Source organism: Vibrio ostreae (assembly GCF_019226825.1).
Classification (GTDB): Bacteria; Pseudomonadota; Gammaproteobacteria; order Enterobacterales; family Vibrionaceae; genus Vibrio; species Vibrio ostreae.
On record NZ_CP076642.1, the window covers coordinates 1,013,561 to 1,037,657 of the forward strand.

Below are 24,097 nucleotides of genomic sequence, written 5' to 3' on the forward strand. Positions count from 1 at the left end.
TAGTGAGAAATCATAAATCACTCCACAATCATTTACTTGCACGCTGTGGCTCGGACTTCACTCAGTTTAGAGGCAATGCGGTTTACATCCTCGCGAGTAAAAATCTCATCCAGATTCATCGACAATTTACGCCGCCAGTTAGGATATTCATTTACCGTGCCAGGAATATTGACCGGCTTATCCATCTCCAGCCAGTCCTCAAGCTGCACACTCAGCAGCGCCGAGGAACCCGCTGCCACATGCAGTTGCAGCGCTTCACTCAGATAAGAGTCCATCGGTACCAGGCTGGCATCACGCCCGACACCTGCTGGCAGAAATCCATGCCAGGCCACCGAATCAAGAATGCCCTGCTTGCATTTGAGGCGGTCAGCAAACAGGGTTTCAAGCTGCTCTTCGTCCGGATACAGGCCGATCTCACGCCCCATTTTCAGGTCATCACAGTGCCAGAAGCCACGCAGGGTAGGCATATCGTGGGTACACAGCGCTGCCATGGATTGATCCGCATAATGAGCAGGCGAGATAAAGCCGCCGTCTTCTTTGGAGGTTTCAAAGAAGAACACCTTGTAGGAGTGCACACCGGCATCGCGCAGTAACTCCACGATTTCATCCGGCACGGTGCCGAGATCTTCGCCAATCACACTGCATTGGTGACGATGCGATTCCAGCGCCAGAATCGCCAGCATGTCACGTACCGGATAGTAGACATAAGCACCTTTACTGGCATTTTCACCTTTCGGGATCCACCACAGACGCAGCAGGCCAAGCACATGGTCAATGCGTAGCGAGCCACAATGCTTCATATTAGAGCGCAGCAGATTGATATAAGCGCGATACGCGGTTTGCTCCAGCACCTGCGGATTGAGTGGTGGCAGGCCCCAGTTCTGCCCCAGAGGACCAAGAATATCCGGCGGTGCACCAATACTGGCATCCTGCACCAGAATCCCCTCATCCGCCCAGGTTTCCGAACCGGCATCAGACACACCGACCGCCAGGTCACGGTACAGGCCGACCGCCATGCCTTTCTCTTCAGCCAGAGTCTGCACTTCACTGATCTGAGTATCGGCAATCCACTGCAGGTACATATAGAGATGCACGCTGTCCTGGTTGTCTTCGATAAATTTCTGTACCGCCGCCAGATCAAAGCGGCGATATTTTTCCGGGAACACCGGCCAGCCCCAGACGTTGCTGTCTTCGGCATGCAACTGGGCGTGCAGCGCATCAAACGCGGCCTGATGCAACAAACTGTCACCGCCCTGCTCAACAAAGCTCAGAAACGCGGCAGCGCGGTCACTATTTTTATCCAGATGACGAGTTTTAAACTCTGCAAACAACAAAGGCAGCACGCTCATCTTCATCGCTGCGACTTCGCTGTAGTTGACCCAATGCTCTTCACGCACTTTTTGTAGGCGCTGCTGGAAATCCGGACTGCCGACTTTTTGCTGCGCCTCAGCACTCAGCGCAAATTCCGGTACCGAGCTGACATCGATGTAGAGGATATTGAGCCAGCGACGCGATGACGGGCTATACGGACTGGCCCCTTCCGGGTTAGCCGGAAACAGCGAATGAATCGGGTTGAGACCGACGAAATCACCGCCACGTGAAGCAATGTCCGCTACCAGCTGTTTAAGGTCGCCAAAATCGCCCATACCCCAGTTGTGCTGGGTACGCAGGGTATAGAGCTGCACACTCGGGCCCCACAGTTTTTTGTGTTGCTCAAGAGCCGGCTGCTTGTAACAGGCTGACGGAGTAATAATCAGCGTCATGCTATAGGGCGCTTTACGACGCTTGCGGGTGATCAACAGGGTGTGATATCCCCAGGCCAAATTACTGGGCAAAGCAAATACCAGAGGGCCACCCTCGGCACGCTCGTCCCGAACGATCTGCGACTGAAGATAGCCTTCAAGTACTTCTCCCTGCTCGGTTTCCAGGCGCCAGTTAAATTCACTTTCACGCGCACTAACGCCAAGGTATAACGGCACTTCCACCGCTTCACCGTCGCGGATCACCAGCACAGGCTCGAGCACATCTTTCTTGTGCTTTTTCTCCGCCGATTTGAGTAGTGCGTCGTCACTACTGGTGTCATAACCCAGGCAACCGAGTAAATGGCGAATCGTCTCATCCTGTACGTGCGCTTCGTCGCCCCAGGCACTGATATAGCGGTTGGATATATTCGCCATTTCAGCGACCTGCATTAACGCATTATTGTCTTTCATCGCTCTCTCCGAAGGGAATTGCCACCCTTCAAATCATGTAGGGTTTATTGTAATTAATATGATGAAGGCACAGCCCGGGACGTTGGCCCGGACTGGTTTGGAATCAGGCTCAGCGTTTGATCGCTTCCAGTTTCCAGATGTTATTCACGTAATCACGAATACTGCGGTCGGAACTGAATTTACCCACCAGCGCCGTATTGAGAATCGCTTTCTTAGCCCAACCGGCCTGATCGCGGTACTGCTCATCAATTGCCTGATGCGCCGCAACGTAAGAAGCGAAATCAGCCAGCACCAGATACGGGTCACCACCATCCAGCAGGCTGTCATACGTGGTGCGCAGTTTACCCGGCATACCCGGGGTAAACTCGTCACCGAGCAGCAAGTCCAGTGATGCTTTCAGCAGCGGATCGGCATGATAGAAGTCGTACGGGTTGTAACCCTGCGCCCGCAACGCTTCCACACCGTCCACTTCCAGACCGAAGATGTAAATGTTGTCATCACCGACCTCTTCACGAATTTCAACGTTCGCGCCATCCATGGTGCCGATGGTCAGCGCACCGTTGAGTGCCATCTTCATGTTGCCGGTACCGGAAGCTTCTTTACCGGCGGTCGAGATCTGCTCGGACACATCAGCGGCCGGGATAATGATTTCCGCCATGCTGACCCGGTAATCCGGAATGAACACCACTTTCAGCTTGTCACTGACACGCGGGTCATTGTTGACCTTCTCGGCAATCTTGTTAATCGCGTAGATGATCTCTTTCGCCAGGTGGTAACCCGGCGCCGCTTTCGCTGCGAAGAAGAACACCCGGGGGTGCATATCGAAACTGGCGTCGTTCACCAGGCGATGGTAAAGCGACAGAATGTGCAGCATGTTGAGATGCTGGCGTTTGTATTCATGCAGACGTTTGATCTGAACATCAAAAATCGCATTGGTATCGAGCTCAATGTCCATGTGCTCTTTGACCCAATCCGCCAGACGCTGTTTGTTCTCTTTCTTGACCGCCATAAACTGCTGCTGGAATGTCTTGTCATCCGCGTACTGCGAAATGGCCTCCAACTGGTCGAGATGCGCCGGCCACTCGTCACCGATCTTAGCGCTGATCAGGGCTGACAGGCCCGGGTTACAGAATTTCAGCCAGCGACGCGGGGTAATACCGTTAGTGACGTTTTGCAGACGGCCAGGATAGAGTTCATTAAACTCAGGGAACAGATCGCGTTTGACTAACTCAGAGTGCAGTGCTGCCACCCCGTTGACCGCGTACGAACCGATAACGCACAGGTTGGCCATACGCACCATACGGTGGAAACCTTCCTCGATAACCGACAGTTTTTGCTGTTTAGACACATCGCCCGGCCATTTAGCGCGGACTTCTTGCAGGAACAAGTGGTTGATCTGGTAAATGATTTCCATATGGCGCGGCAGCAAACGCTGGATCAAAGATTCGCTCCAGGTTTCCAGCGCTTCCGGCAGCAGGGTGTGGTTGGTGTAAGCAAACGTATGCGAACAGATAGCCCACGCCTCATCCCATGACAACTCACGCTCATCGATCAGAATACGCATCAGTTCCGGAATGGCGATGGTCGGGTGGGTATCATTGAGCTGAATGGTTTCCTGCTTAGGCAAATCAGCCAGAGCAAAACCGGCCGCTTCGTGACGACGCAGAATGTCGCGCACTGATGCCGCACTGTGGAAGTACTGCTGCATCAGACGCAAAGTTTTGCCTTTTTCATGGTTATCGTTCGGGTACAGCACTTTAGTAATGTTACCCGCATCGATCAGCGCGTGCTGCGCTTCAAAGTAGTTACCGTTGTTAAAGCTCTCCAGTGAGAACGGCGCAATCGCGCGGCACTCCCACAAACGCAGCGGATAAACGGTTTCACTCTGATAGCCGACAATCGGCAAATCCCACGGCATCGCCTGCACCAGCATGCCCGGCACCCAGCGTCGTTTCTCGACTCCGTTTTCCTGGGTGACTTCGACATGGCCGTAAAAACCGATTTCCTGTTTCAGTTCCGGACGGGCCACTTCCCATGGGTAGCCTTCCACCCCGCCCCACGCATCCGGCGCTTCTTTCTGGTGGCCATCTTCAAATGACTGCTTGAACAGGCCGTATTCATAATGCAAACCGTAACCGACGGTCGGGTACTCCTGCGCAGCACAAGAATCCATGTAACACGCCGCCAAACGTCCCAGGCCGCCGTTACCGAGTGAAGGGTCACGCTCTTCTTCCAGGATATCGGTCAGGCTCAGGCCCAGCTCCGCCATAGCTTCAGCGATCTGTTCATACAGACCCATGCTGATCAGGTTGTTACCGGTCAGGCGGCCAATCAGGAATTCCAGAGACAGATAGTTGAGGCTCTTAGCATTAACAATGCGCTCATCCTGCTCAGTTTCCAGCAGGTCAAAGGTGGTCAGCTCAGCCAGGGCACGTCCCATCGCCAGGTACCACAAACGGCTGTTGGCATGTTCAACGGTACTCGCGTAGGTGGCAGTCAGATGGCGTTTCACGTTGTCTTGGAATAAAGCTTTATCAAATGTTTTTTGTTGCGTAGGTTTCATGGAGAAATCTCACTTATGGTTCTAATCCAGCTGGGACATATCCTGCATCTAGCGCGCCAGCAAAACATCCTCCCACAACACCGCTCCCACGGGAGTAGGAGTAAGGGCGTAGAGGAGGAGCTCCCGGGTTTGAGTGATCCATCTCTCACAGAAACCAGCCAGTAAGAATTTCTGAGTGACCAGGATCACAGCAAACTGCCTTTAAAGCGTACGGAGATTTTATGAAAGCAAGGTGATTGATGGATGGACCCGTTGCTCAAAATGCAACATTGCTCACATTTCAAACAGAGCAGAAGCCGCTAATGGCGCGCGATTTGGTGGAAGACCACCGCCATAACGGTGCACAACTGCATCAAATTGGTGATCAGACTCACACTTACAGGGCGTAGTTCGGTAAGAAGTGTGAATCCTGCTTAAATCTCGCCGCGGATCAATAAACGTAGGCAATGACATCAAGTAACATTCTTACATCAAGACGTGAGCTGACTCACTTCATATAACAAAAATGACAGAACGGAACGTATTAACATGTGGATACCTTCTAAACTCACGCGTCCCGGGCGGTTGCATAATGCCATCGTCCGGCCACGTGTTCTGGAACTGCTCCAGCAGGCGCCCTACTACAAACTGGTGTTGTTCCGCTCTCCGGCCGGCTACGGCAAAACCACCATGGCAGCGCAGTGGCTGGCCGATAAGCCCAACGTCGGCTGGTACAGCATCGATGAAAGTGATAACGATCCGTTTCGCTTTATGAATTACATGCTGCAGGCGCTCAATAAAGCCACTCATCAAAGCTGCCCGAATGCGCAGAAACTGGCCGAGCGACGTCAGTTCTCTACCCTGCACTCGCTGCTGAGCGAACTGTTTGCAGAAATGTCCGAGTTCCAGCAAGAGTGCTATCTGGTCTTAGACGACTATCACCTGATCAGTGACGAAGATATTCATGAAGTAATGCGCTTCTTCCTCAAGCATATGCCGGATAACCTGACCCTGGTAGTCACCAGCCGTATGATCCCACCGCTGGGTACGGCCAACCTGCGGGTACGCGATCTGATGATCGAAATCGGCAACGATCTGCTGGCGTTTGATAATGAGGAGACCACACGCTTTTTCAATCAGCGTGTTGCCGAAGGCATTGATGACAGCACCGCAGTCAGCCTGCGAAATTATGTCGAAGGCTGGCCGTCCGCACTGCAGCTGATCGCGTTGCAGGCTCAGCACCAGAGACGCACCCTGGCCCAGTCGGCCGAATCTGTCTCTCAGTTTAATCACGCCCACTTGTGGGACTACCTGGTCGAGGAGGTGTTTGATCTGCTCGACAAAGAGACCCGCCACTTCCTGATGCAGTGCTCGGTCCTCGATCACTTTAACGATGCGCTGGTCGCCGCGTTAACCAAACGTGATGACGCACTCAACATGATAGAGCAGCTCAACCGTTATGGTCTGTTTATCTATCCGCTGGAAGGCGAACATAACTGGTATCGCTTTCATAACCTGTTTGCCGAATTTCTGGCCCACCAGCGCCTGGCTAATATTCCGCAGCAGGAGCAGGAGTTGCATCGGGCTGCCGCGCTTGCCTGGCTGGAAGCCAATACGGCGCATCAGGCCCTGCTCCATGCCCGCTTAGCCCAGGATTCAGATTTGCTGGCACGAATTCTGGTTGAACATGGCTGGAAAATGTTTAACGAAGGTGAACTGGAAATTCTCGAAGAAGCGATTAATCTGCTCAGCCCGACCCAGCTCTACAGCCAGCCGAAACTGTGCCTGCTGCAAGCCTGGCTGGCACAAAGTCAGCACCGCTACAATGCCGTCGGCGATCTGCTGGCACGTGCGGATCAGGAGATGAGCGCCCTGAATATCAAGCCCAGCAGTAAAGAGCAGGGTGAGTTCTGCGCTCTGCGTGCCCAGGTCGCCATCAACCAGAATGAACCGGAGAAAGCACTTGAGCTAGCGGAGCAGGCACTGGGCCAACTCGATAACACCATCTACCGCAGCCGCATTGTCGCCACGTCGGTGGTCGGCGAAGTCAACCATGTGCTCGGCAATCTCAGCCGTGCTCTGTCTATGATGCAACAGACGGAAAAGCTGGCGCGCCAGTATCAGGTCTACCATCAGGCGCTATGGGCACTGCTGCAGCAGAGTGAAATTCTGATTGCCCAGGGTTATGTTCAGGCTGCCTTTGAAGTGCAGGATAACGCATTTAAACTGGTGGAAGATCAGCATTTGCACCAGTTGCCGCTGCATGAATTCCTGCTGCGTATCCGCGCTCAGATCCTGTGGTGCTGGAACCGCCTTGATGAAGCAGAAGAGTGCGCTTATAAAGGGCTGGATGTATTGGGTAAACAGTCACCCAGCCAGCACCTGCACAGTTACTCCATGTTGGCGCGCATTGCGATAGGCCGGGGTGAACTCGATAAGGCCGGCCGCTTTATCGAACAGATTCAGCATCTGCTCAAGCAGTCCAATTACCATGTCGACTGGACCGCCAATGCGTCACTGTCCCTGCTCCTGTACTGGCAGGCACGCGACGATCAAACCGCGATTGCAGAATGGCTGCAAGGCAGTATTCGTCCGCAGCATGCCCGCAACCACTTCCAGCAGATGCAGTGGCGCAACATAGCCCGCGCGCAGATAAACCAAGGTCAATATGATGAAGCACGCGAGACTCTGGCGTTTATGCAAAGTGAAGCGGAGCAGTACCAGTTGGTGACCGATACCAACCGTAACCTGATCGTCGAAGCGTGTCTGGCCACTTCCTGCGCGCAGGATGACGTGGCACGCGACAAACTTAAAGCCGCACTGCGCCTGACCAACCAGACAGGCATGATCGGTAATTTCCTCATCGACGGGAACAAGATAGGTCATCTGCTGGAAAAACTCTCCCACCGGGTTGATTTGGGCGATCTGGAACGTCACCGCGCTCAGCAACTGATGAAAGAGATTTCCACCACTCAGCGCAGCCGCTCCGTGCACTTTGACGAGGAGTTTGTTGAGAATCTGATCAATCACCCGAACATTCCTGAGCTGGTGCGCACCAGCCCGCTTACACAGCGTGAGTGGCAGGTGCTTGGTCTTATCTACTCCGGGCTGAGTAACGAGCAGATTGCGCAGGAACTCGATGTGGCCGGTACCACGATCAAAACCCACATCCGTAATCTGTACCAGAAACTCAACATCGCCAATCGTAAAGAAGCGGTGCGTACCGCGGAGAATCTGTTGCAGCTGATGGGATATTAAGCCCCGAGGTGCCATCAGAGCCGCTAAAACGCAAAGAGCCAGCAATCTGCTGGCTCTTTTTATTCCGGCCCGTTAACAGGCCCTCAGGACGCATTGGTCGATTAAAACGACTTCGGCGCGAAACCTGTCATCGCCTGCAGACGCAGGGCTTTACCGATTTTAGTCATCGGGTGTACCACCACCAGACCTTTCACTGATTTTTTCAGCTTACCCAAATCAGACTGTTCAGCTTTGGTCAGCTCACGCGAGAACGGCATATCCGCCAGTTGCTTGCGTTCTTTATTCAGTTCGTAATCTTCTTTGCCTTTGAGGCCGTTGAGCTTTTTGCTCAGTTGATCCAGGTCATCAGTGAATTTGCTGATCATCGCGCTGTCGCCGCGAGTCTTAGCGGCATCCAACTTGCGACGGCAAGTATCCAGGCGGTTGTTCAGTTGTTGAATGTCGTTTTTCAGACTCATGGGAAAACTCTCTTCGTGAAACGGGCACGAAGTATAGCACAAAGGTCCGCTCAGAGTGGTATTTGTAAAAAGAAAAGGCACCCGATTGGGTGCCTTTGGACGCTTTAAATGGCGGGACCGTTAGATAGAGATAGGAATAAGTTCCAGTCCGAGAACCGAACTGATCCCCATCACGACCAACAATGACACTTTGAACACCGATTTTGACCACTGGACATAATTGTCTTCGGTCACCGGGCGGAATGTCACTCGGGTCCACATGAAGCATACGGCTGACGCAACGGCCAGATACTCGTAACCGCCTTCACCGGCCAGGAACAGAGCAAACGCCAAAACGTTAAACGCCACAACGTAAGCCATCATATGCTTGCGCGCTTTCTCGATGCCGGACACAACAGGCAACACAGGGATGCCCGCCGATTTGTAGTCCTGCATACGAAACATCGCGATTGCGTAAGAGTGTGGCATCTGCCACAGACCAAACAACGCGAACAGCAACACAGCTTCCAGGCTGATGTAGTTGGTCACCGCAAGGTAGCCGACCAGGGGCGGAACTGCTCCCGACACACTGCCGACTAACGTACCGTACACCGAGGTACGTTTGTACCACATGGTGTAGAAGAACACGTAAAACACGTATCCCAGCAACACCACCACTGTCGACAGCGGATTGGCCAGCAGGTACAGCTCAGCTGTGCCTGCTAACAGCAACACAATGGCAAACACAAACGCATGGTCAGCATTGATCTCGCCTTTCACCAGTAATCGGCTTTTGGTGCGATCCATTCGCGAATCGATATCACGATCGAAAATGTTGTTTACCACACAACCTGATGCAATCACCATTGCCACCCCTGCCAGGGTGTAGGCCAGCAGCGCCACATCGGCCGTCTCTGATTTAGCTGCGAGGAAGAACCCCGCAGCCACAGAGATAAGGTTACCGATGATGATGCCTGGCTTAGTGATAGAAACGTAACCTTTAATCATGAAACGCCTACATCTTCATATTGACGTTGAGGTTCCACATAATCCAGATTGAACCACCAATCAGGATCAGTACCACAATTGCAGTAAACATCAGCGACACGAAGTTCCAGCGCCCTTCGTCAGTGCGGGTTTCCATGTGCAGGAAGTATGCAAAATGGACAAACACCTGAACAAGTGCACAACCGAACATTACCGCGTAAGTCGCCGCTGCAGGCAGAGTTTGTGCTGCAACGAAATAGAACGGAATGGCGGTCAGGATCAGTGACAGGATAAAACCTTTTACGTAATCCTTTTTACCAGTATCTACATGTTGGTTGCTCATTACATTACTCCCACTAGGTAGACGATGGTGAATACACAGATCCAAACGATGTCCAGGAAGTGCCAGAACAAGCTCAGGCAGTTCAGACGCGTTTGCATCATGTCGTTCAGACCTTTAGTCGACAGCTGCCAGTAGCACACTGCCAGCCAGATCAGACCAAAGCTTACGTGCAGACCGTGCGTACCCACCAGCGTGAAGAACGCTGACAGGAATGCACTGGTGTCAGGACCCGCGCCATGGGCGATCAGGTGATGGAATTCGTAGATTTCCATCGCGATAAAGCCAGCGCCCAGCAGGAAGGTCACAGCCAGCCAACGTTTCAGACCAGCCAGGTCCTGACGTTTCATCGCAATCATGCCGAAACCGAACGTGATACTACTAAACAGCAGCAGCATGGTTTCAACAAATACGAACGGCAGTTCAAACAGGTCTTTACCGGTTGGGCCACCCGCAGTTGCGTTCGCCAGTACTGCGTACGTTGCAAACAGAGTTGCGAACAGTACACAGTCACTCATCAGGTAAACCCAGAAGCCGAACAGCTTGTTGCTACCGGTATCGTGGTGATGATCATGCGCGTGCGCATCATGAGCATTAGCGTGCATAGGTCACCTCCATATCGTCGTCTTTCTGACCTGCGGTGTTGTTAGCTTCAGCCACACGCTTACGGTGCGCTTCTTCAATTGCTTTGATTTCATCAACCTGAACATAGTAGTCCACGTCTTCGTTGAAGCTGTGCTTGATACAAGTCACAACCACACCGATGAAGCCAATCGCGGCCAGCCACCAGATGTACCAGATCATCGCGAAACCGAAGACCAGAGACCAAGCCGATACGTACATACCCGTCGGGGTGTTCTTCGGCATGTGGATTGGCTCGTATTCCACCTCTTTGTTCAGATCGTGCTCACCACGCTCTTTCTGGTACCAGAAGGCATCCAGTTCATCGCCTTTCGGCAATTTAGCGAAGTTGTAGAACGGCGGTGGTGAAGAGGTTGACCATTCCAGAGTACGGCCACCCCATGGGTCACCGGTCACGTCCAGGTTCTCTTTACGGTCACGGACACTTACGTAAATCTGGATGAACTGACACAGTACGCCCAGTGCAACGATAGCAGTACCAAAGGCAGCAACCGCCAGCAGAGGGAAGAACTCTGGGTCAATGTTCTGGCTGATACGACGAGTCATACCCATGAAGCCCAGCGCGTATAGCGGCAGGAATGCCAGGATGAAACCAGTGATCCAGCAGTAGAACGCACGTTTGCCCCATGCTTCGTTCAGCATGAAACCTGTTGCTTTCGGGAACCAGTAAGTAATCGCTGCGAAACAGCCGAATACCACACCACCAATGATAACGTTGTGGAAGTGCGCAATCAGGAACACTGAGTTGTGCAGTACAAAGTCAGCACCAGGAACCGCCATCAGTACGCCGGTCATACCGCCGATAGAGAACGAAATCAGGAAGCCGATGGTCCACATCATAGGGGTAGTGAACTTGATACGACCACGGTACATAGTGAACAGCCAGTTGAAGATCTTAACCCCGGTCGGGATAGAGATGATCATGGTTGCAATACCGAAGAACGCGTTCACGTTTGCACCGCCACCCATGGTGAAGAAGTGGTGCAGCCATACAACGAAGGCCAGAATGGTGATAACGATTGTCGCCCAAACCAGAGAGGTGTAACCGAACAGCTTCTTACGCGAGAAGGTTGCTGTTACTTCTGAGAACACACCAAACACCGGCAGAACCAGGATGTATACTTCAGGGTGACCCCATGCCCAAATCAGGTTGACATACATCATCATGTTGCCGCCCATGTCATTGGTAAAGAAGTGCATGCCCAAGTAACGGTCCAGAGTCAGTAGCGCGATGGTTACAGTCAGGATTGGGAACGAAATGATGATCAGGATGTTGGCACAGAATGATGCCCAGGTGAATACCGGCATCTTCATCAGTGGCATAGACGGCGTACGCATACGCAGAATTGTCACGAAGAAGTTCACACCAGTCAGCGTGGTACCTACACCGGATATCTGCAGCGCCCATATCCAGTAGTCAACCCCGACCCCCGGACTGGCATCAATGCCAGACAGTGGCGGATACGCAAGCCAACCAGTACGGCCGAACTCACCCACAGCCAGCGACATGTTGGTCAGGATAACACCGACCACAAACAGCCAGAAGCTCAGGTTGTTCAGGTATGGGAATGCAACGTCACGAGCACCGATTTGCAGCGGAATGACGATGTTCATCAGACCGATAACCAGCGGCATCGCCACGAAGAAAATCATGATCACGCCGTGCGCGGTAAAGATTTGATCGTAGTGGTGCTGAGGCAGGTAACCTGCTTCACCCGCTGACGACAGCAATTGCTGGCTACGCATCATCACCGCATCGGCAAAACCACGAATCAACATGATCATTGCAACGGCGATATACATAAAGCCTAGTTTTTTGTGGTCTACTGACGTAAACCATTCATTCCATAGGTACTGCCATTTACCCATACGAGTAATGGTAGCCACTAGCGCGAGACCAACAAGCGCAATTACAGCCATAGTAATTACGATGATAGGCTCGTGGTATGGAATGGAATCTAATGTAAGTCTTCCAAACATTGTTTGTTACCCTTTGTGTTCTGCCATGTTCATATGACCGTGAACTTCCTTTTTCTCATCATCATTGAGAGAACCCATAAACTGCATCACAACAGATGAGAACAGGTCTTGAGGAACTTCAGAGAAGTAAGTCACAGGAACGTCTTCGCTCGGCTTCGCCAGCGTTTGGTAATCACTGAAATCGTTCAGCTTCTTAGGCTGAGCTTTCACGTTTTGTACCCACTCATCAAAGCTTGCTTGATCAGGCAGGGCACTGGCCGTGAATTTCATGTGAGAGAAACCTTCGCCGCTGTAGCTGGAAGAAATACCTTTGTACTCACCTTCATGATTAGCAATCAGATGCAAACGGGTCACCATGCCTGGCATAGCGTAAATTTGACTACCTAATCGAGGGATAAAGAATGAGTTCATGATGTTGTCAGAGGTGATTTTGAACTCCACCGGCACATCTTTAGGGAACGCGACATAGTTGACTGTGGCAATATTCTGCTCAGGGTAGATAAACAGCCATTTCCAATCCAGTGACACAACTTCGATTGTCATATGATCGACGTCGCTTTTCAGAGGAACAGATGGCTCGAGCTCATGGGTAGAACGCCAGGTAATCACGCCCAAAATCGCGATGATGATGATTGGAATCGTCCAAACCACCACTTCGATCTTGGTCGAGTGTGACCAATCTGGTGTGTACTCTACGTCAGTGTTGCTCGCACGGTATTTATAGGCAAAGTAGATTGTCATCAAAATCACAGGGATCACGACAATCAACATCAGAACAAGAGCTGTGATGATCAACTCCTTTTCACGTACCCCTACCATGCCCTTTGGATCAAGCAAAGCAGATTGACATCCCGAGAGGAGCAAAATTGCAATGAACAATCCGGCTCTCGACAAGATGTTTTTATATCTTGAGGCTTCCATTGACTTTCTCGACTGTATTTGCGGGATTCCAGAGACAAAAGTTGGCACTTTTAAGAACCCGCGGTTGATGTTTATGAGTTTTTATGTGTAATTGAGCTTGCACAAATGTTTACTTCATGTAACATTTATGTATACGCCACTCAGAATTCCGACATTCGTCATTTTCTCTGCCATTCGCGCATATACCCAAATGCCACAGCCGCATACAAATTGTTACATCCGACGCATTATGCGGTCATTGTTTGTCGATCACAGTAGACGAAATTGCAATCTAATCTTGCAAAAATGGAATCATAAGCAAATATAAACCTTTATCAAACCATGGTTAAGGACGTCAACTTCCTGTTATTTAAATAAACTTTCTTTGACCTCAGTCAATAACTGTCATCATTTTGTCAAAGAAAAGGAAAATAAATATTCTTAAAACATGTCACAAATTACGATTTTTTTTTGACGGCCAATGTCCGCTTTGTGTACGCGAAATGCGTGCCTTAAAACGCTACGACGATCACAATCTGATTGCGCTCATCGATATCAACAGCGACCAGATGGCGGACTATCCCGACATCGATCCGGCCGAGGCACAGCGAATCATTCTTGCTTACAATAACCGTAACCAATTGATTCGCGGTTTGGATGTATTACACCAGGCTTGGAGACTGGTCGGAAAAGGCTGGATTTATGCACCGACACGTTGGCCGCTTATTAAGACGTTAGCCGACCAGTGTTATCTTCTGTTTGCTAAGCATCGTTACACCATATCACGCTGGCTGACAGGTCAAAGCCGCTGCGACAACAACCAATGTGGTCGATAGACGCCATATTTTAATATTTGTGCCTGTCTTATTGGCCAACAACAGCGCTTAAAAAAGCGACGGTTTTACACTGTAAACCGTCGCTTCTGGAACATTAAAACTTTGAACAAGATCTCTTTGTTATCAAATAGTTAACAACCATTCTCGTGTAACATCAATCTGTTAATTACGCTGTTTTTTGGCTATCGTTTTTAACGGCCTTAATCAATACCGATGTGTCCATTCTGCCATCGCCTTGCGCTGACAATGCCCGGTACGCCTGGGCGGTTTTTTCGGTCATCGGCAAACGGATTCCCTGCCGCTCAGCTTCATCGAGACAGAAACCGAGATCTTTAATCATCCAGTCAATCGCAAAACCGAAATCAAACTGATTCTCGGCCATGGTTTGCGCCCGATTTTCCATCTGCCACGAGCCGGCAGCACCATTTTTCAGGCAAGCGACCAGAGTAGCAATATCCAACCCGGCATTTTCAGCCAGAATCAGCCCCTCCGACAACCCGTTCAGCACTCCGGCAATACAGATCTGATTGACCATTTTGGCACGTTGCCCCTGCCCTACCGCGCCCATCAGCACCGACGAGCGACCATAAGCATCAAACACCGGCTGCAATTGATCAAACAGCGCTTTTTCACCGCCACACATAATGGTCAGTACCCCATTCTCAGCCCCGGCCTGGCCACCGGAAACCGGCGCGTCCATAAAACGCACACCAACGTGTTGCGCCGCTGCGGCGAGCTCTTCAGCCAACAATGCAGAGGTAGTCGTATGGTCGACCAAAATTGCACCTGGCTGCATAAATGCTAAAGCACCGCTGGCGCTGGTGGTCATGCAGCGCACGTCATCGTCATTCCCAACGCAGGTCAATACTACCTCGGCATGGCGCACACACTCTTCAACCGTCGCTGCATAGTGGCCACCAAACTGCTCAGCCCACGCTTTGGCTTTCGCTTCGGTGCGGTTGTAAACCGTCACGGTAAAACCAGCTTTGACAAGATGACCGGCCATCGGATAGCCCATCACACCTAAACCAATAAAACTGACATTCATAATTGACTCCTTATTGAGGCTGCCCTTTTCACCGCGCTGCCATCACAAATTGCAGACACAAAAAAGCCGGGCTCAGCCCGGCTCTTCAATGATTAGATTTCAGCGTTGTGGTAAACCTGCTGAACATCGTCACAATCATCCAGCATATCCAGGAACTTCTGGAATTTCTCAGCATCTTCACCGGCAATCGCAGTGCGGTTCTGAGGAACGAACGTGACTTCTTCAACGTCGATAGTTAGATCCGGGAATGCGGTACCCAGAGCAGTTTTCACTTTGAAGAATTCCGTGTTTGGAGCAAAGACAGTGATCACACCATCTTCCAGCTCGATATCAGTCACGTCAGCATCTTCCATCATCAACGCTTCCAGTACGGCTTCTTCATCGTCGCCCTGGAACTGGAATACAGCCTGGTGATCAAACATGTGTGAAACCACACCTGGCGTACCAATCTTAGCGCCGGTCTTAACGAAACACTGGCGAACATCCTGGAAAGTACGGTTACCGTTGTCAGTCAGACAGTCAACGATCACGCTGATACCGCCAGGGCCAAAACCTTCGTAACGTGCTGGTTGGTAATCTTCACCACCGCCGCCACTGGCTTTATCAATCGCCTTTTCGATAACGTGTGCTGGTACCTGGTCTTTTTTCGCCTTAGTGATCAGGTGACGCAGAGACAGATTCATCTCAGGGTCTGAACCACCGTTCTTAGCACACACGTAAATTTCTTTACCGTATTTGGAATAAACTTTAATTTTTGCGCCTTGAGTTTTCGCCATTGAGGCTTTGCGCACTTCAAAACTTCTTCCCATCGGGATGTTCTCTCTAGTTCAAAATTTAATGCGACGGATTTTAGCAGAAAATCAAATTTCTGCAGAGGGCCAAGCGTTACATTACGCCCATCACTCGTTTGTACTTATCAACCGACTGTTGAAACCACGCTTTCTCCGCCTCGGAGCTGAGCTTGGCTAGTTGCTTAGTGATCTCTTCCGGTCCGCCTTTTGCCTGCTTCATCTTCCAAACTAAAAAAGAAGCCTGTTTATCGAGTTCAATTTTGTTTTTCTCTGCAGCATCCAGCAGCGCAAGGTTGAAAGACATTAGTAAGCCCACAGTAGATAGATAAGGTGGGGCGAAATATAGCATAGGAATGGTAAAAATTAAGAGTCAAAATGTCGCTTTAAGCGGCTTTCATCAATAAAAGCGCTAAAAATACAAAGGGTGGCTTACGCCACCCTTGTCAATATGCCGATCAGGTTGTGTTAATGCAACAGACCTAATTCCTTGGCTTCCTCGATGGATAATCCGCTTTCCCGGATCTCGCGCAGTGTTTCGATACGACGGCGCGCTTCCGCTGATTTCAGATTCTTCACCGGACGTTGAGTCTCGACTTCTTCAGCGAGATCCCAACTACTTGCAATATGTGTCATTTCATCATGGTCAATTGAATTGATGGACATTCTAACCTCCGAACAAACCATGCCAGGGACAGCTAATCTGTAGCAAACGGGTAAATCGTTGTTAAGCAGATTTAGACCAGAATGTGATTCAAACGATAGTTCAGAAATCTAAATTTGTCCGCCTGCATTTATCTTTTGCCGACCCGCAAAACTCGAAGTACATTTAAAAATCGTCGCCTGAAAATAAAGCCGATCCAGTTCTCATTTCTCATCCCGTTGATTGCTCACCAGCGCAGCAAAACACCGTGTCAGCCGTTATACAACAAGACTCTTAAACTTTTTCCAGTGCCACTATCATCCGTGTCCTGAGCATATTTGGTCCTGCATAACCAACTGCTGTTTTACTGCTCTTACACACCACAGTTCCTGAACGTACGAAAGCATGATCAAGGAGTGGCAGAAACAGCAGATCAATCGCCCTCCCCTGCGATAAGATTCAGCGTTAACGACCCGAAACTCGCTAGACGGAACAATGATCAAGGCGATAATGATCAAGAGCAATGCCCGGTCTGTTCACCCCGATCCCTTCATTCAGCCGGGACAGTTGCCTGTTGCGGGATCGATTTTTGGTGCTCAAAGATTGCGCGATATAGCGCAACGATCAGCAATTCACGGACACATGATCAAGGAAATCGCTCCAGGAAGGTAAAACGGATTAAAGTGATGTGATTGAATTTAAGACAAAAAAAAGCGAGTTCTTAGGGAGAACTCGCAAAATAATTCAGAATGAATCTAACAATATGAGCCAATCTATTAATTCATCAGATAGGGCAAAAGGTTGTCTATTCGCTAATAACGATACGCAAACCTGTCACCGCTTTTGTCAGGCCTTTGTCAGGGTTGTGTTCAGTGTTGGTTGAGGTTTTCACACTCCGATTGCGACCTCATCCAGGGCGCGGAATACCATGTCATCCAGATGGCCTTCAAACACCTGCTTACACACTTTGCGTCGCACTGCCAGGCCAGAAATCAACCGCTCGACCGACAGATGCTTGTTCTGATTTTGGGTGTTATACAACTCAATCACCTTACTCAGTGTCTCGTACGGAATAACGTTGTCATCCACACGCAGCCAATCCAGCTTATCTATCAGCTCCACACACTCTTCCCGGATAGAGGAAGGGGAATGCCCTGTCATAGCGGCTAAAGCCGTTATACTGCGTTCCAGAGCCTCTGGAGAGGTATATTTGGATAAGGTTATGGTAATCTCGTCCGCGTTGATCTCTACCAGGTGTTTACGTTGCTTAACCCGACGCCCTAGTTTACCGCGCGGAGAAGGCGCTTTACGCTGAATAGGTTCAAATTCGCCATCGATGATTTCTGACAGTTCATCCAGTTTCTGACGTGACACCATTTCATGTCGCAGCGGATTCGGAAGGGTTGGCGCCATATTACGTTTGCCAGCATTGGTGGTTTTGGCTCGTGAGTAACGCAGTACTTCTTCGACATCACATTTGATATCAACCTGATAATCGATCACTTTACCTTTGTCGATCGAAGTGGTGATCGTCAAATGGTAACCCCACAAATTCACCACAAACAGATCGTCGGTCCCTTTACCGTCTGACAAGCGCTTGAGTTCGCGGATCAGATCCATTGAAAAGCGCCGCCATTCAATATTACGCGCCAGCTTCTGGTTAAGTTCGCTCAGCAGCATCACATCCGTGTGGCGACGTGACATACGGCTACGAAAATAAGAGTAGAGCTGGAATACCAGAGTGTGTTGCTTCAGGATCTCTGGCGGGAACAAGAAGAAGTAGTCCCGGGTCATCAGCTCTTCGAAGAATGAAGGTTCCCATACCAGAATATACAAATTCGGTTTGATCTTAATTTCACCATCACTCCCTTCCGTCGGTGCTTCTTCGGATGCGGTAATGGTGCGGGCCAGAAAACGAAAACGATCACTTTTGAAGCCTTCCGGCATGTTTTCACTCAGCCAGCGTCCGGTCAGCTCGTGCAATTGAAAGTCGGTAAATTCAATTCGATCAATACTGTCACGAATAGAATCGCGCGCCGGGCCACTGTCTTTTTTACCGCGCAATGAGAGAATATCGGTGATATAGAGCGGTGTTTTATTCGGTACGTGGCTGGCATTAAGTTGATAGTCTTCATGATGATGATCATGATACTGAACGGTCAGGGTAAACAGAGCAAACAGAGTCATCAGATCGTCAACCGTCATGATATTCTTTGACGATCGTGTTTCGATCACAGCTCGGGTACCGGAGATCGACACCATGGATTTTTGGTAACTTTTACGCGTTCGTGGCGGAGCCAGCGCCTGATCGATAATACCCGCCCAATTCGTTGGAGAAACAACGAACTGATCTGCTTCATCTTTCATTGCTGGTGGCGTATTCAAGCCGTGTTCCGTGAGTAAACGTTGATTTACCTGAGTTTGGGCCAGCGCTTTGGAGCGTTTGCGTTTTTCGGTCTGCTTAACGGATTCTGTCATCAGGCTGGTTGATCCTAATACTGAGATCAACTGATTGGGGTTAACAAACCGGTGCAGCATGGTTTTCCCCGCCAGGCCCTCTTCGAAACGCACCGGAACCTGTTTAAACAGACCGATCGATACTGCAGCGCGCAGGCGTTGCTGGATCGCAGCACGTGTCAGCTGACCATCGGTGGCATCGATCAATTCAGTGGTTGAAACTAAGCCGTCCCTACTACGAAAGCCTCGTAGTGAGATCAAGTTCAGGAGTTCAACAATACTCTTAGTTACACCTTTAAAATGCTGATATTGTTCAATCCAGTCTACTGCTGTTTCAGAAACCTCAAAGAGATGTCCATCTTTGTGGCTTCTGGGTGCCTTTATCAGCAATTTATTTTCTGATGCCATTATTCGATCCGTATCACACTAGCCGTAATATCGCTATAGTTCCAAGAGAATAAAGAAAAAGAGATCATAAATAAAGAAAAAAATTGTTGGTTTTAAATAACTGATCTTTCTGATTATATTGATATAAGATGATTAGAGTGATCATATGATCTGAGTCCAAAGTCACCTCTAATGCATTGTTTTAACTTGTCTTTTTTTTACACCTCTCGAAAGCATGATCATAGTAATTTCGAAACGATGATCATTAACTTATTGAAAGCATGATCAAACTTCTCTGAAACCATGATCATGAACAGCATGAATCAATGATCAACGCATTCTGCAAACGATGATCAAGGCCGATACACACTTTATCCACAAGCTGAGAAATAACAGTATGTTAAACCTGAGCTGTTTCTCATTTTCTGTTCGTGATCTTAGCGGAAGCATGATCAAGAGTTTCATCAATCCGGGTCAGTGTGCGGCTAAAATCGCCATTTTCTGAATCCATCGACAGGCTCGTACTTATCAGCGCTTGCTTATTGTGGTGTGAAACTGCATCGAAAGCATGATCATGGCCTGTATACTGTCAACGCTGTTACTTGAATAGGATTCATCACCGGGCTTTGAATGGCCGTATTCGTCGCTAACCCTGATTGTAATTGACGTTGTCCGTAGTTCTGCCGGAATTTTTCATGCTTCCGTAAATGCATTGCTCTTGATCATTGATCCGATCCAGGATCAACTTGGCGGGGATGAATTGGCGCTGCGAGATGATCAAAAATAACCTTGATCATGTTTCCTGTACCAGCCATAGTGACCGGAAGCATGATCATCATTGTAGCCTTGATCATGCTTTCATTGCTAACTTGCTGAGTGCGCTCAATTCGGTCTAATGATCAAGATACGCACCTTATGCTCGGGTTTTGTTCTGGTAGGTGAATGATTGAAATTGAAATGACAGGCTCCGTAATTTAAGCCGCACAGATAATCGTTCCGGTAAAATTAGGTGAGTGCATCACCAGAGAGACGCAGTGGGCGAATTGATGTACTTTGTAATGGTTTTACATTGTAAATAAGTGACGCTGTGACTTTTTAAAAGTTTGCGGGTTTGATTATCTTATTACGCTAGTTTTAAACGATGATTTTTCAGCCTTTAAGTCTTATTCGATAAAAGTTGTGTTAAAAATCTATTTAATGTGATTGTTATCTAAAAGTGATTGTTCACCTTTTTATTGTATATGGTTAATATTGCTGTACAATTCGACTTAAAGCACTAATCACGGAATTTGGCTATGAAAAGAGAACAAACGATAGACAATCTCTACCAGCTAGCGGAACAGACACAGCAAGTCCAATCTGACCGAATTGAGATTGTGTTGGAGGAACGTCGTGACGAACACTTTCCTCCGATGTCCAAGGCGCTAATGGAAACCCGTTCAGGTTTGACACGTCGTAAACTGGATGAGGCAATAGCAAAAATGGAAGAGGCCGGGCATCAGTTTACAAAAAACAACGCCAACCACTACTCCATTTCTCTCTCTGAAGCACATATGCTGATGGATGCGGCGGGTATCCCCAAATTCCACCAACGTAAGAAAAATACGGATAATAAACCGTGGATTATTAACGTTCAGAACCAGAAGGGTGGTACCGGTAAGTCGATGACAGCGGTCCATCTGGCGGCGTGTCTGGCACTCAACCTCGATAAACGTTATCGCATTTGTCTGATTGACTTGGATCCCCAAGGCTCACTGCGTTTGTTCCTTAACCCGCAGATCAGCCTGGCAGAGCACAACAACATCTATTCAGCGGTCGACATTATGCTCGACAATGTGCCGGAAGAAGTTGAGGTTGACAAAGCATTCCTGCAAAAAAATGTGATGCTTTCGACTCAGTATCCAAACCTGAAAACCATTTCTGCGTTTCCGGAAGATGCGATGTTTAACGCGGAAGCGTGGCAATACCTGTCTCAGAATCAGTCGCTGGATATTGTGCGTTTGCTAAAAGAAAAGCTGATTGACAAGATTGCTGACGAGTTCGATGTCATCATGATTGATACTGGCCCGCACGTCGACCCGCTGGTGTGGAATGCGATGTATGCTTCGAATGCGTTATTGATTCCATGTGCCGCGAAGCGTCTCGACTGGGCATCGACCGTGAACTTCTTTCAGCATTTACCGACCGTGTATGAAATGTTTCCGGATGATTGGAAAGGGCTGGAATTTGTTCGTTTGATGCCGACCATGTTTGAAGATGACAACAAGAAACAAGTGTCAGTCCTGACCGAAATGAACTACCTGCTCGGTGATCAGGTCATGATGGCAACCATTCCGCGTAGCCGTGCTTTTGAAACTTGTGCCGATACTTACAGCACTGTATTCGATCTCACCACGGGTGACTTTGAAGGCGGTAAGAAAACGCTGGCCACGGCTCAGGATGCAGTGCAAAAGAGTGCGCTGGAACTGGAACGCGTGCTTCACTCAAATTGGACTTCACTTAACCAGGGGTAAGTAACACATGGCAATTAAAACGTCTGATCTGAATGCAAAACTGTTTGGCAAGGCCAATAAACGTCGTGCGTCAACACCCGCGGAAGCTCAGGCAGCAGCCAAAGAGCAGGCGCAGGTGATTGAACTGTCTGTGGCCGGTGAAGAGCTGGTGACTTTCGAACTGGTACGTATACCTGCTGACGAAGTAGAGAGTCAGACCCGGGTATTTGCCGAAAACGCCCGTGAACAGGCTTTTCTTAACGAGCATGCCCTGTCGGATGTCCTGACCACCTTACGTGAACGTGGGCAACAGTATCCGGCGGTCGGACGCCGGTGTGAGGATGGCCGTATTGAGGTTCTCGATGGCAGCCGTCGTCGTATGTCTTGTATTTTGGCCGGCCAAGAGTTCTTGATTTACGTTGGTGAGCACATTAATGGCGAACACGCCAAGTTCCTGTCTGACGTAGCAAATGCGCATAAACCTCTGTCGCTGTATGAGAAAGGGCGTGAAATGCAGGCCAAACTCGACAGCGGTGAAGCAGAAGATCAGAAAGCGCTGGCTAAGATATTCCAGTGCAGTGAAGCTCTGGTCAGCGGCGCGCTGAAAGCCGCGGCACTGCCACTTGAGTTGCTGCAGGCTTATCCTAATGTGGTAGAACTGGGTCGGCCGACCATCGTCAAGCTGCATAAGCAGTTTAATGACCTGAGTGAAGCCCAGCAGCGAGAGCTGTTGGCTAAGTGTCATCAGAGTGATGGTTTCGTCTGGCAGCGTTGTGATGCTCAGGGTGTTGCCCGTATCACCAAAGAAGTAACTGAGACGCTGGAAGCCTGGATTCAGGAACTGGTCCCCCCCAAGCGTGCCGTGAGCAACAAGGTTGATCTTATCAAAGGTCGTGCAAGTTATGCGCGCAAAGGCTCTAATCTGGCGCTGAATCTGAAAAAAGTCGACGATGCGTTGATGAAAGAGATTCTGGAATTTGTTGAGCAGAAACTGAGTTGATACAACCTGGCTCTCGCCAGTGCAAAAGCCCGCTTATGAAGCGGGCTTTTTTGATAGGTGTAGGTTACGGCCAGTGCTTTAGTTTCTCAGGCGCTGCCAGTATTTTTCGTAGATAGCCAGCGCTTGCGGGCCGACATCATTGATAAATTCGCCTTTCGCCATATCTTCATCAGAAGGGAAGATAGTGGTGTTGTTACGCAGCGCTTCCGGCAGCAAGGCTCGTCCGCCTTTGGTTGCTGAGGCATAACCCAGGCTGTTGACGATTTCGGCTTGGTTTTCAGGCTGGTACATAAAGTTGATAAACTTATGTGCCAGGGCTTTTTGTTGGCTGCCGGACGGGATGGTGAAGTTGTCCATCCACAATACCGCCCCTTCTTCCGGCATAACAAACTTCAGTTCCGGCATATCTTGTTGTCCCTGATAGGCGTTGCCGTTCCATTGCATACCTAAGGTCGCTTCACCTGATACGTAAGGTACATGCGGCGCGTCTGAGTTATACAGCAAAACGTTATCTTTCAGCGCTGCGAGAGATTGGTACGCTTTTTCAATTTCTTGCTCGTTTTTGGTATTGATGCTGTAACCATTCATTTTAAGCGCCATACCAAACACATCACGGATGTCGTCGATCAGCATGACTTGCTGGCGGTATTGGCTGTCCCATAAATCTTGCCATTTAGTGATGCCTTGCGGGATGGCTGTTTCGTTATAACTTAATCCGGTCACCCCCCAGATGTACGGCAATGAATACTTGTTTTGTGGATCATGAGCCTGACCAAGCAGGGCAGGCACCGTATCCTTCATGTTCGGGATTTGGTTGTGGTCGAGTTCGCTCAACAAACCTTCTCGGCCCATTTTTTCGATAAAATAGGCGGAGGCGAACACCACATCATAACCACTACCTTTGAGAAGTTTGAGCTTGGTATACATCGACTCATTATTCTCGAAAGTAGAATAGTTGATGGTGACACCTTCTTGCTGTTCAAACTTTTTCAACGATGCTTCAGGCAGGTAACCGCCCCAGGCATACACGTTCAGGCTTTGTGTTTCAGCGTTGACTTGCGACGCCGCGACGGCCGCAGCCAATACCAATCCTTTGATGAAATGTTTCATTGCATTTGCTTTCCTCTGGCCCAGCACCATACTGGAT

Annotated in this window: 18 protein-coding genes; 4 read left to right on the top strand and 14 right to left on the bottom strand. The window is 49.6% G+C overall.

From position 1 onward, the window contains the following. Window positions 1-32: 32 nt before the first annotated feature. Together malQ and KNV97_RS04380 are read right to left on the bottom strand one after the other, a co-directional pair. Window positions 33-2,213: a 4-alpha-glucanotransferase gene (malQ, locus tag KNV97_RS04375; RefSeq protein ID WP_218561624.1), complete on the bottom strand. Its 2,181-nt coding sequence runs from the start codon at window positions 2,211-2,213 to the stop codon at window positions 33-35. A gap of 109 nt (window positions 2,214-2,322) precedes the next feature. Continuing rightward, window positions 2,323-4,776, bottom strand: a complete 2,454-nt coding sequence (locus KNV97_RS04380; RefSeq protein WP_218561625.1) for a glycogen/starch/alpha-glucan phosphorylase — start codon at window positions 4,774-4,776, stop codon at window positions 2,323-2,325. Window positions 4,777-5,304: 528 nt separating this feature from the next. Here KNV97_RS04380 and malT point away from each other — a divergent pair. Further along, a complete protein-coding gene (gene malT, locus KNV97_RS04385) occupies window positions 5,305-8,013 on the top strand; it encodes an HTH-type transcriptional regulator MalT (protein ID WP_136483672.1) in 2,709 nt (902 codons plus the stop codon). 101 nt (window positions 8,014-8,114) lie between these two features. On the opposite strand, the gene KNV97_RS04390 is transcribed toward malT, so the two are convergent. From KNV97_RS04390 to cyoA, 6 genes are all read right to left on the bottom strand, one after another. After that, the gene (locus KNV97_RS04390) at window positions 8,115-8,471 is read right to left on the bottom strand and encodes a YibL family ribosome-associated protein (protein WP_136483671.1); all 357 of its coding nucleotides are present in this window, start codon (window positions 8,469-8,471) and stop codon (window positions 8,115-8,117) included. Window positions 8,472-8,591: 120 nt separating this feature from the next. Next, entirely contained in the window at window positions 8,592-9,458 is an 867-nt protein-coding gene (gene cyoE / locus KNV97_RS04395; protein ID WP_218561626.1) for a heme o synthase, read from the bottom strand. A gap of 7 nt (window positions 9,459-9,465) precedes the next feature. Further along, window positions 9,466-9,780 carry a cytochrome o ubiquinol oxidase subunit IV gene (gene cyoD / locus KNV97_RS04400; RefSeq protein WP_218561627.1) on the bottom strand — a complete coding sequence of 105 codons (315 nt, stop codon included), beginning with the start codon at window positions 9,778-9,780 and terminating at the stop codon, window positions 9,466-9,468. Next, window positions 9,780-10,382: a cytochrome o ubiquinol oxidase subunit III gene (cyoC, locus tag KNV97_RS04405; protein WP_136483668.1), complete on the bottom strand. Its 603-nt coding sequence runs from the start codon at window positions 10,380-10,382 to the stop codon at window positions 9,780-9,782. The genes cyoD and cyoC overlap by 1 nt, the downstream gene beginning before the upstream one ends. Further along, entirely contained in the window at window positions 10,372-12,399 is a 2,028-nt protein-coding gene (gene cyoB, locus KNV97_RS04410) for a cytochrome o ubiquinol oxidase subunit I (RefSeq protein ID WP_136483667.1), read from the bottom strand. The genes cyoC and cyoB overlap by 11 nt, the downstream gene beginning before the upstream one ends. 6 nt (window positions 12,400-12,405) lie before the next feature. Next, on the bottom strand, window positions 12,406-13,320 hold the full coding sequence (cyoA, locus tag KNV97_RS04415) for a ubiquinol oxidase subunit II (RefSeq protein ID WP_136483666.1): 915 nt from the start codon (window positions 13,318-13,320) through the stop codon (window positions 12,406-12,408). Between the two features lie 482 nt (window positions 13,321-13,802). On the opposite strand from cyoA, the gene KNV97_RS04420 reads away from it, so the two are divergent. Then, window positions 13,803-14,135, top strand: a complete 333-nt coding sequence (locus KNV97_RS04420) for a thiol-disulfide oxidoreductase DCC family protein (protein WP_407701867.1) — start codon at window positions 13,803-13,805, stop codon at window positions 14,133-14,135. A 166-nt stretch (window positions 14,136-14,301) separates the two neighbouring features. Here the strand turns inward: KNV97_RS04420 and KNV97_RS04425 are convergent, their stop codons facing one another. The 5 genes from KNV97_RS04425 to KNV97_RS04445 all read right to left on the bottom strand — a co-directional run bounded on the left by KNV97_RS04425 (window position 14,302) and on the right by KNV97_RS04445 (window position 19,479). After that, on the bottom strand, window positions 14,302-15,183 hold the full coding sequence (locus KNV97_RS04425; RefSeq protein WP_218561628.1) for an NAD(P)-dependent oxidoreductase: 882 nt from the start codon (window positions 15,181-15,183) through the stop codon (window positions 14,302-14,304). 92 nt (window positions 15,184-15,275) lie between these two features. Beyond that, window positions 15,276-15,992, bottom strand: a complete 717-nt coding sequence (locus KNV97_RS04430; protein ID WP_218561629.1) for a YebC/PmpR family DNA-binding transcriptional regulator — start codon at window positions 15,990-15,992, stop codon at window positions 15,276-15,278. A 76-nt stretch (window positions 15,993-16,068) separates the two neighbouring features. Beyond that, a complete protein-coding gene (locus KNV97_RS04435; protein WP_168796966.1) occupies window positions 16,069-16,278 on the bottom strand; it encodes a DUF3283 family protein in 210 nt (69 codons plus the stop codon). A gap of 161 nt (window positions 16,279-16,439) precedes the next feature. Further along, window positions 16,440-16,637, bottom strand: a complete 198-nt coding sequence (locus KNV97_RS04440) for a PA3496 family putative envelope integrity protein (RefSeq protein ID WP_136483661.1) — start codon at window positions 16,635-16,637, stop codon at window positions 16,440-16,442. Between the two features lie 865 nt (window positions 16,638-17,502). Further along, window positions 17,503-19,479, bottom strand: coding sequence for a replication initiator protein RctB domain-containing protein (locus KNV97_RS04445; protein WP_136483660.1), 1,977 nt, complete (start codon window positions 19,477-19,479; stop codon window positions 17,503-17,505). Window positions 19,480-20,753: 1,274 nt separating this feature from the next. Between KNV97_RS04445 and KNV97_RS04450 the strand changes: the two genes are divergently transcribed. Next, window positions 20,754-21,971, top strand: coding sequence for an AAA family ATPase (locus KNV97_RS04450; RefSeq protein WP_136483659.1), 1,218 nt, complete (start codon window positions 20,754-20,756; stop codon window positions 21,969-21,971). 7 nt (window positions 21,972-21,978) lie between these two features. Next, entirely contained in the window at window positions 21,979-22,950 is a 972-nt protein-coding gene (locus KNV97_RS04455) for a ParB/RepB/Spo0J family partition protein (RefSeq protein WP_136483658.1), read from the top strand. Window positions 22,951-23,028: 78 nt separating this feature from the next. Here the strand turns inward: KNV97_RS04455 and KNV97_RS04460 are convergent, their stop codons facing one another. Then, complete coding sequence (locus tag KNV97_RS04460) at window positions 23,029-24,060, bottom strand: ABC transporter substrate-binding protein (RefSeq protein ID WP_136483657.1); 1,032 nt, start codon at window positions 24,058-24,060, stop codon at window positions 23,029-23,031. Between the last annotated feature and the right edge of the window lie 37 nt (window positions 24,061-24,097).